The sequence below is a fragment of the Rathayibacter sp. AY2B7 genome (assembly GCF_002931635.1).
In the GTDB taxonomy this organism is placed as follows: domain Bacteria; phylum Actinomycetota; class Actinomycetes; order Actinomycetales; family Microbacteriaceae; genus Rathayibacter.
On record NZ_PSUC01000106.1, the window covers coordinates 1 to 12,077 of the forward strand.

A 12,077-nucleotide genomic window follows, 5' to 3' on the forward strand; every position below is an offset into this window, starting at 1 on the left:
GATCACTGTGCTGACCAACCGCACCGACCTGGTCGACACGACCTTCGCCGACTACTCGGCGACGTCGGCGCGGGCCGCGGCCCAGCGCGAGTTGAGGTCGGCGAACAGCGACTCCTTGTCGCCGGCGCCCGCACCGCGCGCGGCGTCGATCAGCTCCTGGCGGTAGGCGTTGCCGAACAGGTCGATCTCGGCCTCGTTGGCGATGTCGTTGATGACCGCCTCCTTGCCGACCGGGTCCGGGGCGAGCTCGAGGTACTGCACGCCGAGCGCGTCGAAGTCCGCGAGGGTGTCGGGAGCGGGGTCGCTGATCACGGGGCTGATCGCGCCCTGGCTCTCGGCGTAGCCGGACTCGTTCGTGAACCAGTCGATCCACGCGCGGGCGGTGGCCTTGTTGTCGGAGTTCTTGTTGATCGCGAGGAACTTGTCCGAGGCGGTCACCGAGGTGAAGGTCCCGTCCTGCGCCCACGGCATCGGCCAGAAGCCGATGACGTCGCGGGACTTCCCGGCCTTCTCGGCCGCGTCCTGCATCTGCGAGACGGCCCAGGAGCCGAGCACCATCGAGCCGATCTCCCCGCTCGCGAGGAGGTCCTTCGACTCCTCCCAGTTCGTGGTGGTCGGGTCCGCCTCGCTGAGGCCCTGCGCGACCGTGTCGTAGAGCAGGCCGTCGATGTTGTACTGGTCGTTGCCCTCGGTCCAGGGCGCGTCGTCCGCGATCATCTCGGTGCGGACGTCCGCCCCCTGCACCGTGCCGAGGTTGCCCTCGATCGTCGCGAGGGGCCAGCCGTCCTTGTAGTTCGTGTAATAGGGGACGACGCCGTCGGCCTTGATCTTCTCGAGGTCGGCGAGGTACTCCTCCTCCGTGGCGGGCGGGTCGGTGATGCCCGCCGCGGTCCAGACGTCGCGGTTGAACACGTAGCCCATGGCCGAGCCGAAGGTCGAGACTCCGTAGGCGGTGCCGTCGAACGAGCCCTCGTTGGTGAAGCGGTAGGTCTTCGACAGCTCCTCCGTCGAGCCCAGCGGCTCGAAGTAGTCGGAGTAGTCGTCCTTGGTGACGTTGGAGCTCGGGATGAGCAGCACGTCGCCGTAGTCCTTCGAGTTCAGGCGGATCTTGGTGTCGCCCTCGTAGTCGGTCAGGGCCTCGAACTTCACGGTCGTCCCGGGGTACTTCCCCTCGAACGTCGTCGCGTAGTCGGCGAAGGTCGTGTCGACCAGGTCGGTGCGGTTGGTCAGCACAGTGATCTCGCCGGCCGGCTCGCCGGAGTCGTTCCCCGCCGATCCGCCGGAGCAGCCGGCGAGCGCGAGGGAGGACGTGACGGCGACGGCGACGATGCCGGTCAGCGTGGTCCTGCGGTTTCTGGTGGGTCGTTGCACGGGTGTTCTCCTCGGTAGGGCGTCGCGGTGCGACGGTGAGTGCAGTGGGTGCGGGACGGAGGTCAGTGACGTGCCTGCCACCAGTGCCGGATCGTCGGGAGGTACTGGCGCACCAGCGACTCCAGCCACGACGGCACGTGGGGGTGGGGCGAGGGCCCGGCCGTCGGCGGCGCGGTGGGAGTCGTCGGCGGTGCGGTGGGCGTCGGCGTCGCCGGGGTGGTCGGCGTCGTCGTGGGCGGAGCGGTCGGCGTCGGCGTCGGGGCGGGCCCGGCGGCGACCACCGTCGCCACGTCGTCGACGGTGAGGACTCCGGTCCCCGATCCGTTCACGTAGAGGGCGTACCGGGTCACCGAGGTCAGGTCGAGATCGGCCTCCGGGGCCCACGACGGCGGAGCGAAGGCTGAGAAGGGGACGACGGTCGGCCCCTCCGTCGCCGGGGTGACGGAGGCCTCCCAGTAGGCGCCGTTCGCGACGAACTGCACCGAGAACGGGGCCGCGGCGTCCACGTCGAGGGTCAGCCCGGAGTAGCCCCACCAGTTCTGCGGAGCATCGAACGTCTTCACGACGCCCGCGTAGCCGGCCGTGCCCGTGTCGTAGTCGAAGCGCGCGGCGCTGCCGGCGCCGGAGGGCACCAGCGTCGGCGCGATGGTGCCGCCCCCGCTGTTCCGGACGTAGGCCTCGCGGACCGCCGCGTCGTCGGCGTAGCCCTCGAAGTCGTCGACCACGACGGGCTCCGTCGGCACGGCCGAGGTCTCGAACGAGCGGACCTCGGACACGGTGGAGCCGACGCCGTTCACGGCGGTCACCCGCCAGGAGTAGCGCGTCTCGGGGGCGAGGTCGACGTCCGGGCGGACGGTGGTCGCGGTGAGCCCGGTCGTCTCCACGATCGGGTCGGAGAGGTCCTCCGACGCCGAGAGGGTGAAGCGGTAGAACGCGGCGTCGGCGGTGGGCTCCCATGAGAACGCGGGGGTCGCGGTGATCCCGTCGGCGCCGGCGGCCGGCGCGACGAGCGCGGGGGCGGCCGGGGCGCCGAGCGGAGCGGCGTTCGGCGAGAAGAGGTTCACGGAGCCGATCTGCGGCGTCCACGCCTCGCCCGGGCCCTGCGGCCATGAGACGCGCAGCTGGTTCACGCCGGAGAGGCCGCGCACCGACAGCGTGTACTGCTTCCAGTTCCCGGTGCCGCCGCGGGTGTCGACCGCGATCGGCGCCCACGTCGCACCGTCGGCCGAGCCCTCCACGGTGAGCGGGGCGACCGGCTGGTCGGGCCAGTACCAGGCCGTCACGTCGGCGCCGCTGATGTCGTCGAAGCTCCAGGTGAGGCTCGCCGGATCGGTGCTCTCGCGCTTCACGCGGGAGACGTCTCCGCCGAACTGCGCGGGCGAGCCGGAGTCGATCGCGAGGCTGCCCGTGCGGGCCGACACCTTCGAGAAGTCGTCGAGCGGGTCCGCGAGGGCCACCGCCTCCGCCGCGCTCGTGACGGTGGCGCGCTCGAGGGTGGCGCTGCCGCTCCAGGAGAGGCGGACGGCGTCGCCGTCGAGGCCGACCGCCCGGAGGGCGCCGCCGTCGACCGTGGTCGCGGCCGGAGTCCAGGTCGTCCCGTCGGTGCTCGTCGAGACGGTCGCGGCCGAGGGGTCCGAGAGGAGGAACTCGGCGGCGGTCACGCCGTCACGCTGCCAGGTGATGCTCGCAGCGCCCGTCGCGGCGACGACTCCGCCGGCCGGCGTCGGCTCGAGCCGCGCGTTCTCGTGTGCCGAGCTGAGGGTCCAGGTCTGCAGCGGATCGACGAGCACCGTGCCGGCCTCGGGCGCGGCCACGGGGTCGGAGGCGGGGCCGGGGCGATCGCCCTCGCCGACCGCGACCACGCGGTAGCGCGCTCCGTCGGGCGAGTCGTAGTCGGTGACCGGGGAGGCGGAGGCGGAGACGGCGCCGTCGGTCACGTCGCTCCAGGCACCGCCGTCGACCGAGCGCTGCACGAGATAGCCCTGCGCTCCCGCGGTCCCGCGCCACGAGACGGTGGTGATGCCGTACACCTGGTCGAGGGCCGTGACGAGCGGGGCGCCGAGCTCGTGCCGGCCGGGCGTGCTGCCGACGGCCGCGCTGTAGCGCTCGACCGCGTCCACGCTCTCCCGCTCCCGCGCCGAATCGCCCGGGTAGTGGAGGGTGAAGCCGTCGTCGTGCGGGACGAAGCCCCCGCGGTCGTTGTTCCCGAACAGCGACCAGAAGAACATGCCCGAGACGTTCCGGTCGGCCGCGGCCGCGTCGAGCAGCGTGGCGGAGGCGGCCGTCGAGGCGTACTCCCCCGCGATGTAGACCTTGCCCGCGTCCGCGACGGTCCGCGCGTCGGCCGAGACCCGCTCGGCGGTCGGCGGGTAGTAGTGGACGTCGACGATGTCGAGGTCCGGCGACGCGAGGGTGTCGGGATCGATGTCGAAGCGGCGGCCGGCGGCGACGAGCTGCTCCGGGGCCTTCTCCTTCAGGTGCGCGACCTGGGCGTCGATCCACTCGCGGGTCATGCCCTCGAGCTCGTTGCCCAGCTCCCACGCCATGATCGTCGGGTCGTCGACGAAGCGCGTCCCGGTGATCGTGTTCGTGTGGTCGAGCACGTGGTCGACGTAGTCCTGGTATGCCGCGATCGCGGCCGGATCGGTGTAGAAGTCGTCCGACTCGAGGCCGAGCGGAGTCGTGAAGTCGCGGTGACCGCCGTGGTAGTACTCCCACTGGTCGGTGAGCGGCAGCACCAGGCGGATGCCGAGGGTGCCCGCGTAGGCGACCGCGAAGTCGATGGTGCGGAACGCCTCCTCGTTGTACTCGCCGAGCCGCGGCATCAGCGCGAGCGGGTCGGCGTCGTCCTGGCTGGTCGACGTCATCATGTGCGAGCGCACGACGGTGACACCGAGCCCGGCCGCCGCGTCGAGGGCGTCTTTGATGCGGAAGTAGGTCGGGTAGTCGATCCCGCCGACGTTCTCGTCGAGGCCGAGCCAGTAGATGTTCGTCCCGCTGGCGCGGAAGCGCTCGCCGTCGAGGGTGAGGGCGCTGCCGTCGCGCTGGACGAACGCGGTGTTGGCGCTGGTCCAGTCGGCCGGCGCGGCCTGGGCGGAGGACGCGGTCGCGACGAGGGTCGAGGCGACGACGGCGGCGATCGCTCCGCCGGCGAGGGCCGAGCGGAGGCGGGAGCGCCTCGGGGCGGGCGGTGCTGCGGCACGGGTCATGTGTGTTCCAGGGCTCCTTCGACCGGGGTGGAGGACCGGCTCGCGTCGTTCCGCTCTCGGGATCGGGGCTCGTCGCCCCGCCCTCGTCGGCCGGTCCTCGGACAGACTCCCCTGTCCTCCCCGTCGAGGTCAATATCAAAAGTAAATAATTTATGTAACGAATCGAGACGGCAGTGCGAGCACGCGGGGCGTGGCGACGGCCGTCGACCGACGGTCGGAGATGCTCAGGCCGCCGGCGCGCCCGTGGATCCGCGCGGGACGATCACGACGGCGGGGCTGCTGATCGCACGGCTCTCGCCACCCGCGATGCCGGCCAGGAGCTCCCGACCGGCGAGCATCCCGATGACCTGCACGTCGTGCGAGACCGCCGAGAGCGGGGGCTCGCTGAGCTGGCACTGCGCGGAGTCGTCCCAGGCGAGGAGCGAGAGCTCGCCCGGGACGGCGAGACCGCGATCGCGGGCCTCGTCGAGTCCGCCGAGCGCCATCAGGTCGCTGTCGAAGACGACCGCCGTCGGCCGCTCGTCGCCGTCGAGCAGGGCCGCCAGAGCACGGGCCCCGGAGGCCCGCGAGTAGTCGCCCCCGGCCGTCGGTCCGGACACTCCGTGCCGCGCGCACTCCTGCGCGAACGTCTCCTCGCGGATGCGCGTGTGCAGCAGCTCCGCGGGTCCGGCGACGCGGCCGAGCCGGGAGTGGCCCTGACCGGCGAGGAAGTCGACGGCCGCGCGCATCGCGTTGTCGTCGTCCGTCCACACCGCGCGGAAGCCGACGGCGGCGCTCGGCGGGCCGATCACGACGGCGGGGAGGCCGAGGCCGAGCACGAACTCCGGCCGCGGATCCCCGTCCTCGAGGTCGACCAGGATCACGCCGCTCACCTCGCCGTCCTCGCTCCACCGCCGATAGGTCGCGAGCTCGGCGTCGGCGTCGGGCAGGACGTTGAGGAGCACCGAGTAGCCCGAAGGGCGGACCGCCCGCTCGACACCGGCGATGAACTCGTGGAAGTACGGCTCCGCGCCCATGATCTCGGTCGCCCGCACCAGGGCCAGGCCGATCGGTCTCGTCCGCGTCATCGCCACCGCCCTTCGTCGCCCGTCCAGAGTAGGGGGCCGATCGGCGGCGGAGCCGTCCCGTACGCTGACGAGCGGAACGGGAGGTGACGGCATGGCACGGCGCGAATCGACACCCGCGGCCCCCGGGAGCCGCGCCCTCGTCGTGGACCTGATCCGCTCCTCCGGGCCGATCAGCCGCGTCGAGCTGACCGCCGCGACCGGCCTCACCCAGCCCGCGATCTCGATGATCGTGCGCAAGCTCCTCACCGACGGCATCGTCCGCCAGACCGGCTCGACCTCGACCGGGGGCAAGCCGCGGCAGCTGCTCGAGATCAACGCGCGGGCGAGGATCGCCATCGGCCTGCAGCTCGGCTTCGAGTCGATCACCCTGGTCGCCACCGACACGGGCGGAGGCGTGATCGCACGCCAGCAGATCGACGGCGCCGCGCTCGCCTCCCCGGAGGAGGTCACCGCGCGCCTGGTCCGGGCCTACGACGACTTCATCCGCGGGACCGGGATCGACCGCGGCTCGATCGCGGGCGTGGCGGTCGTCGCTCCCGGCCCGATCGACCAGGCCGCGGGCCGCGTCCTCGGCCCGCCGACGCTGCACCACTGGCGCGACCACCCGCTCCGCCAGGAGCTCGGCGCCGGTCTGGGCGCGCCGATCCTGCTCGACAACGACGCCGCCGCCGCCGCGATCGGCGAGTTCTGGAGCCGCGGCGTCTCGCGGCACCGCACCTTCGGGAGCATCTACGTCGGCACCGGCATCGGGGCCGGCGTCGTCCTCGACGGCGCACTGCTGCGCGGGGCGAGCTCGAACGCGGTCGAGATCGGCCACGTCACGATCGTGCCGGGCGGGCGCGAGTGCTTCTGCGGCAACGTCGGCTGCCTCGAGCGGTACGCCTCGCCGACGGTGGTCGTGGAGGAGGCGCGCTCCGACCGCGCCGCGTTCGCCGACCTCGACCTCGCCTTCCGCGCCGAGGAGCACGCCCGCGACTTCGACGTGCTCAGCCTGGCGGCGATCAACGGCCATCCGGCGGCCCTCGCCCTGATCGAGCGCGCGGCCGGGCACCTGGCCGACGGCGCTCTGATCCTGGCCAACCTGTTCGACCTCGACGAGCTGGTCCTCACCGGCCCCGGAGTCGCCATCGCCGGCTCGATCCACACCCGCGCGATCCGCGCCCGCCTCGACGAGCGCCGCTTCGCCCGCCGGGCCCACCCGATCGAGGTCGAGCTCTCGAGCAACCCGCGCGACGCGGCCGCCGTCGGAGCGTCCTCCCTCGTGCTGCAGAGCACCCTCTCGCCCGGGCACGGGCCGGTGCTCCTGCAGCCCGGAGGGCGCGATGGCTGAGGCCGTCGTCTCCGCCGGCCGGCTGCTCGGGCGGACCGTCGCGACGCCGGACGGAGCGGCGCACGCGTTCCTCGGGGTGCCCTACGCGGGCGACCCCCGGCGCTTCCTCCCGGCTCCGCCGCTCGAGGCCTGGAGCGGACGGCGCGAGGCGCTGGAGCCCGGACCGCGCGCTCCGCAGACGTCGGGTGGAAGCGAGACCGGCTGCCTGACCGTGAACGTCTGGACGCCGGAGGCAGCCGAGGCCTGCCCGGTGATCGTCTGGATCCACGGAGGGCTGCACGTCGCCGGCTCCCCCTCCGAGCCCTTCTGCGACGGAGCACGGCTCGCCGCCCGGACCGGCACCGTCGTCGTGGCGCTCGGCCACCGGCTCGGCGCGCTCGGATTCCTCACCGTGGACCACCTCCTCGGCCACGAGTACCGCGACTCCGCGAACGCGGGCCTGCACGACACCGTCGCCGCGCTCGAGTGGGTCCGCGACGAGATCGCGGCGTTCGGAGGAGACCCCGGTCGGATCACGCTGGCCGGCCAGTCCGCCGGCGCGACGTCGGCCGCGATGCTGCTCGCAGCGCCCCGCGCCGAGGGCCTCTTCGCGCGAGCAGTGCTGCAGAGCGCGAACCCCGAGCGCGTCGGGTCCCGCGAGTACGGCGAGGAGGCGACGGCGGAGCTGCTGGACCTGCTCGGCGCGCCGCCGGAGCGGCTCCTCGACCTGCCCTGGCCTCGCCTGATCAAGGCGCAGGACCGCCTGCTCGCCCGCCGCTCGGCCGCGGGTCCGAACACCGTCGCCGTGTTCCGGGCGGGCCTCGACGGCCGCCTGCTGACCCGCGACCCGGTGTCCGCCGTCGCGGCGGGAGCCTCGAGCGGAGTGGATCTCGTCGTGACGACGAACGTCAACGAGGGCTCGGGCTCCGTCGACCTCCGGGCTCCCGACTCCGTCGAGCTGCGCGCACAGCTCGACCGGCACGTCGCCGACCTGCTTCCGGGAGGGGACGCGGGGGCCTATCGAGAGGCTCTGGCGGCCGACCTGGGCCGCACCCCCTCGGACGCCGAGGCCCTGGAGGCGTGCCTCGCCGACGAGATCTACCGGCAGCCGAGTCTGCGGCTGCTCGACGCCCGGGCCGCAGCGACCGGATCGACGCGCGCCGCCCTGTTCGCCTGGCGCGCCGACGACTCCCGCGGCGCGACCCACTCCCTCGAGCTGCCCTTCCTCTTCCGCAGCCTCGACGACGCCCGTGGCACGATCGGGCCCGCCCCGCAGCGCCTCAGCGACGAGGTCTCGTCGCGCTGGGCCGCCTTCGCGGCGACGGGCGACGCCGGCTGGCCCGAGTACGGATCCGAGCGCACGACGCTCGTGCTCGACGACCCCGTCCGGATCGTCGACGCTCCCCGCGAGCACCTGCGCCGCCTGGTCGCGTCCCACCGCCGCTGATCCCACCGGCCACTGGCCCCGTCCAGGCGGTTAGGTTAGGTTAACCTTCGCAACCCACACCACCCCCTTCGAAGGATCGCCGTGCCCGCCACTCGCACCCCCCTCCGCCTGACCGCCGTCGCCTCGCTCGGCCTCGCCGCGCTGCTGCTCACCGCCTGCTCGGGAGGAGCCGACGCCGGCTCCGAGGGCACGTCCGAGAGCAGCGCCGCCGAGAGCAGCGAGGGCTTCCCCGTCACCGTCGACCACGCCTTCGGCAGCACCACCGTCGAGTCGGCCGACCGCGTCGTCGCGACGAGCTGGACCAACCAGGACGTGGCGCTCGCGCTGGGCGTGACCCCGGTCGGCTTCACCCGCGCCTCCTACGGCGACGAGGACGGCGACGGCCTGCTGGTGTGGACGAAGGAGGCGCTCGACGCCTCCGGCGCCGAGACCCCGACCCTGTTCGACGAGACCGACGGCGTGCCCTTCGAGGCGATCTCGGACCTCAGCCCGACCGTGATCCTCTCGGCCTACTCCGGCATCACCCGGCAGGACTACGACACGCTCAGCCAGATCGCCCCCACCGTCGCCTACCCGGGCCTGCCCTGGGGCACGACCTGGCAGGACTCCGCGAAGCTCGACGGCGCCGCGCTGGGCCTCGAGGACGAGGCCGTCGCGAAGGTCGGCGAGATCGAGAGCGACATCACGCAGACCACCGCGTCCTACCCGCAGCTCGCAGGCACCACGTTCATGTACGGCTGGTACGACCCGACCGACGCGAGCACCTTCACCTACTACACGCCGAACGACGCGCGCGTGAAGTTCGTCGAGGACCTCGGACTCGACGTCGCCCCGAGCGTCGCCGAGCTCTCCGGCGACTCGGAGGCGTTCAGCGGCACGATCAGCTCCGAGAACGCCGACCAGCTCGACGCCGACGTGCTCGTCGTCTACGGCGACGACACGACCCTCGCCGCGCTGCAGGCCGACCCGCTGCTCTCCAAGATCCCGGCCGTCGAGCGCGGCTCCGTCTACGTGCTGGAGGACGGCTCCTCCGCCGCCATGGCCACCTCGTCGCCGAACCTGCTCAGCATCCCGTGGGTGCTCGACGAGTACACCGCCGGCCTCGCCGCGGCCGCCGACAAGGTGTCGTGACCCGCACCGCACCCACCCGGAAGACGAGGGCGACCGCGCTGGCGGTCGCCCTCGTCGCGCTGGCCGTCGCCTCGGTCCTCTCGCTCGTGTACGGCTCCCGCGAGATCCCGCTCGGCGAGGTCTGGCCGGCGCTGACCTCGCCCGATCCGGCGTCCATCGTCGACGCGGCGGTGCAGGGGCGGGTGCCGCGGACGGTCCTCGCGATCCTGGTCGGCGCCGCGCTCGGGCTCGCCGGAGCCGTGATGCAGGGCCTGACCCGCAACCCGCTCGCCGATCCGGGCATCCTCGGCCTCAACTCGGGCGCCTCGCTCGCGGTCGTGCTCGGGATCGCCGGGGTCGGCGCGACGAGCCTGCCGCAGTTCATCTGGCTCGCGTTCCTCGGAGCCGCCGCCGCCGGGGCGTTCGTCTACGCGGTCGCGTCGCTCGGCCGCGAGGGCGCCACTCCGCTGAAGCTCGCCCTCGCCGGAGCCGCCACCGCCGCCGCGCTCACCTCCCTCATCAGCGCGGTCCTGCTCACCCAGGAGACCACGCTGAACCGCTTCCGCTTCTGGCAGGTCGGCGGAGTCGGCGGCGCCGAGACCGCGAGCATCCTGCAGGTCGTCCCGTTCCTCGCGGTCGGCGCGGTGCTGGCCCTGTCCAGCGCGCGGGGGCTCGACGCCCTGGCGCTCGGCGACGACCTGGCGACCGGCCTCGGCCGGCGCGTGGGGCGCATCCGCCTGGTCGCGGGGCTCGCGGCCGTGCTGCTCTGCGGCGCCGCGACCGCGATCGCCGGACCGATCGGCTTCATCGGCCTGGTCGTCCCGCACCTCGCCCGCCGCGTCACGGGCCCCGCGCACGCCTGGCTGCTGCCCTCCTCCGCTCTGCTCGGCGCCCTGCTGCTGCTCGTCGCCGACGTGGTCGGCCGGGTGGTCGCCCGGCCGAGCGACGTCGAGGTGGGCATCGTGACCGCGCTGATCGGCGCCCCGGTGCTCATCGCGATCGTGCGCCGCTCGAAGGTACGGGCGCTGTGAGGACCGCGGAGGCGCCCGCTGCGGTCGGCATCGCGGCCGGCCGCACGCTGCGCCGTCGGCGCACGGTCATCGGCTGCGCGGTCCTCGCGGTGCTCGCGCTGGCGCTCGTCGTCGTCTCGCTCACGGTCGGCAGCACGGTCTACTCGGTGCCGGAGGTCGTCCGCGTGATCCTCGGCGAGACCGTGCCGGGCGCCTCCTTCACCGTGGGCACGCTGCGGCTGCCGCGCACCATCACGGCCGTCCTGGTGGGCGTGGGCTTCGGGATGGGCGGCGTGATCTTCCAGACGATGCTGCGCAACGCCCTCGCCAGCCCCGACATCATCGGCATCACGTCGGGGGCGAGCGCGGCGGCCGTCGTCGCGATCGCGTTCTTCGGGCTCTCGGGCGGCGCGGTCTCGGTGATCGCGGTCGCGGCCGGGCTCGCGACGGCCCTGATCATCGCCGGGCTGGCCGAGGGCGGCGGAGTGATCGGGGCGCGGCTGATCCTCATCGGCATCGGTGTCGCGGCGATGTTCCAGAGCGTGATCGCCTACGTGCAGACCCGCGCCGACTTCGAGGACGTCCAGGAGTCGCTGCGCTGGCTGACCGGCAGCCTCAACTCGGCCGCCTGGCCCTCCGTCCCGCCGCTCGCGCTGACGATGCTCGTGCTGGTGCCGCTGGCCCTGCTGCTCTCGGGCCGGCTCGGCGTGCTGCAGCTCGGCGACGAGTCGGCGACCGCGCTCGGGCTCGACGTGCGGCGCAGCCGGCTGGCACTGCTCGCGGTCGGAGTCGGCCTCGTGGCCGTCGCGACCGCCGCCACCGGCCCGATCGCGTTCGTCGCCTTCGTCTCGGGGCCGATCGCGCGGCGGATCCTGCCGAGCGCGCGCACGCTGCTGATCCCCTCCGCCCTGGTCGGCGCGGTCGTGGTGCTCGCCGCCGACCTGCTCGCCCAGTACGTCGTCGGCGCGCTGTTCTCGGGCGCGCGCTTCCCGGTCGGCGTCGTCACCGGCGCCCTCGGCGCCCCCTTCCTGCTCTGGCTCCTCGCCCGCCGCAACCGCTCCGGAGGCTCCCTGTGACCGACGCCCCGCCCACCCTCGCCGCCGACGCGGTCACCCTCGCCTACGACGAGCGCGTGGTGGTCGACGGGCTCTCGCTCGCCGTGCCGCCCGGCCGGATCACGGTGATCGTCGGCGCGAACGCCTGCGGCAAGTCGACGCTCCTGCGCGCGATGGCGCGGCTGATCACCCCGCGCTCGGGGAGCGTCCTGCTCGACGGGCGCGCGATCCACCGGCTCCCGACGCGCCAGGTCGCGCAGCAGGTGGGGCTGCTGCCGCAGACCCCGATCGCGCCGGAGGGGATCGCCGTCTCGGACCTGGTCGCCCGCGGCCGCTACCCGCACCGGGGCCTGTTCGGCCGCGGCTCCGGATCGGACGACGACGCGATCGTCGAGGAGGCGCTGCGCGACACCGGCACGCTCGAGCTCGCCGACCGCCCCGTGGACGAGCTCTCGGGCGGGCAGCGCCAGCGGGTGTGGATCGCGATGGCCCTCGCCCA

Annotated in this window: 9 protein-coding genes; 6 read left to right on the forward strand and 3 right to left on the reverse strand. The window is 73.7% G+C overall.

The genetic code is table 11. The features are described from left to right. Nucleotides 1-51: 51 nt before the first annotated feature. The 3 genes from C5C27_RS14480 to C5C27_RS14490 form a co-directional block, all read right to left on the reverse strand. The gene (locus C5C27_RS14480) at nt 52-1,371 is read right to left on the reverse strand and encodes an ABC transporter substrate-binding protein (protein WP_244230529.1); all 1,320 of its coding nucleotides are present in this window, start codon (nt 1,369-1,371) and stop codon (nt 52-54) included. Between the two features lie 62 nt (nt 1,372-1,433). Then, nucleotides 1,434-4,580 carry a cellulase family glycosylhydrolase gene (locus C5C27_RS14485; protein WP_104314761.1) on the reverse strand — a complete coding sequence of 1,049 codons (3,147 nt, stop codon included), beginning with the start codon at nt 4,578-4,580 and terminating at the stop codon, nt 1,434-1,436. Between the two features lie 224 nt (nt 4,581-4,804). Further along, a complete protein-coding gene (locus C5C27_RS14490; RefSeq protein WP_219813184.1) occupies nt 4,805-5,647 on the reverse strand; it encodes a LacI family DNA-binding transcriptional regulator in 843 nt (280 codons plus the stop codon). 91 nt (nt 5,648-5,738) lie between these two features. Here C5C27_RS14490 and C5C27_RS14495 point away from each other — a divergent pair, with 91 nt between their 5' ends. From C5C27_RS14495 to C5C27_RS14520, 6 genes are all read left to right on the forward strand, one after another. Then, nucleotides 5,739-6,977: an ROK family transcriptional regulator gene (locus tag C5C27_RS14495; RefSeq protein ID WP_104234022.1), complete on the forward strand. Its 1,239-nt coding sequence runs from the start codon at nt 5,739-5,741 to the stop codon at nt 6,975-6,977. After that, nucleotides 6,970-8,403 (forward strand): carboxylesterase/lipase family protein, encoded by a 1,434-nt coding sequence (locus C5C27_RS14500; RefSeq protein ID WP_104314762.1) that lies wholly within the window; start codon nt 6,970-6,972, stop codon nt 8,401-8,403. The genes C5C27_RS14495 and C5C27_RS14500 overlap by 8 nt, the downstream gene beginning before the upstream one ends. Before the next feature lie 81 nt (nt 8,404-8,484). Then, nucleotides 8,485-9,534, forward strand: coding sequence for an iron-siderophore ABC transporter substrate-binding protein (locus C5C27_RS14505; RefSeq protein WP_181027213.1), 1,050 nt, complete (start codon nt 8,485-8,487; stop codon nt 9,532-9,534). Further along, entirely contained in the window at nt 9,531-10,544 is a 1,014-nt protein-coding gene (locus tag C5C27_RS14510; RefSeq protein WP_104238783.1) for an iron ABC transporter permease, read from the forward strand. Before C5C27_RS14505 ends, C5C27_RS14510 begins: the two co-directional genes overlap by 4 nt. Further along, nucleotides 10,541-11,599, forward strand: a complete 1,059-nt coding sequence (locus tag C5C27_RS14515; RefSeq protein ID WP_104238784.1) for an iron chelate uptake ABC transporter family permease subunit — start codon at nt 10,541-10,543, stop codon at nt 11,597-11,599. Before C5C27_RS14510 ends, C5C27_RS14515 begins: the two co-directional genes overlap by 4 nt. After that, nucleotides 11,596-12,077, forward strand: a 482-nt coding sequence (locus tag C5C27_RS14520) for an ABC transporter ATP-binding protein (RefSeq protein ID WP_258066779.1), incomplete at its 3' end; no start/stop codon positions are given. The genes C5C27_RS14515 and C5C27_RS14520, both read left to right, overlap by 4 nt.

Coding starts and splice junctions, on each gene's coding strand:
- C5C27_RS14495 (WP_104234022.1), top strand. CDS start 5,739: ATGGCACGGCGCGAATCGACACCCGCGGCCCCCGGGAGCCGCGCCCTC.
- C5C27_RS14500 (WP_104314762.1), top strand. CDS start 6,970: ATGGCTGAGGCCGTCGTCTCCGCCGGCCGGCTGCTCGGGCGGACCGTC.
- C5C27_RS14490 (WP_219813184.1), bottom strand. CDS start 5,647: ATGACGCGGACGAGACCGATCGGCCTGGCCCTGGTGCGGGCGACCGAG.
- C5C27_RS14485 (WP_104314761.1), bottom strand. CDS start 4,580: ATGACCCGTGCCGCAGCACCGCCCGCCCCGAGGCGCTCCCGCCTCCGC.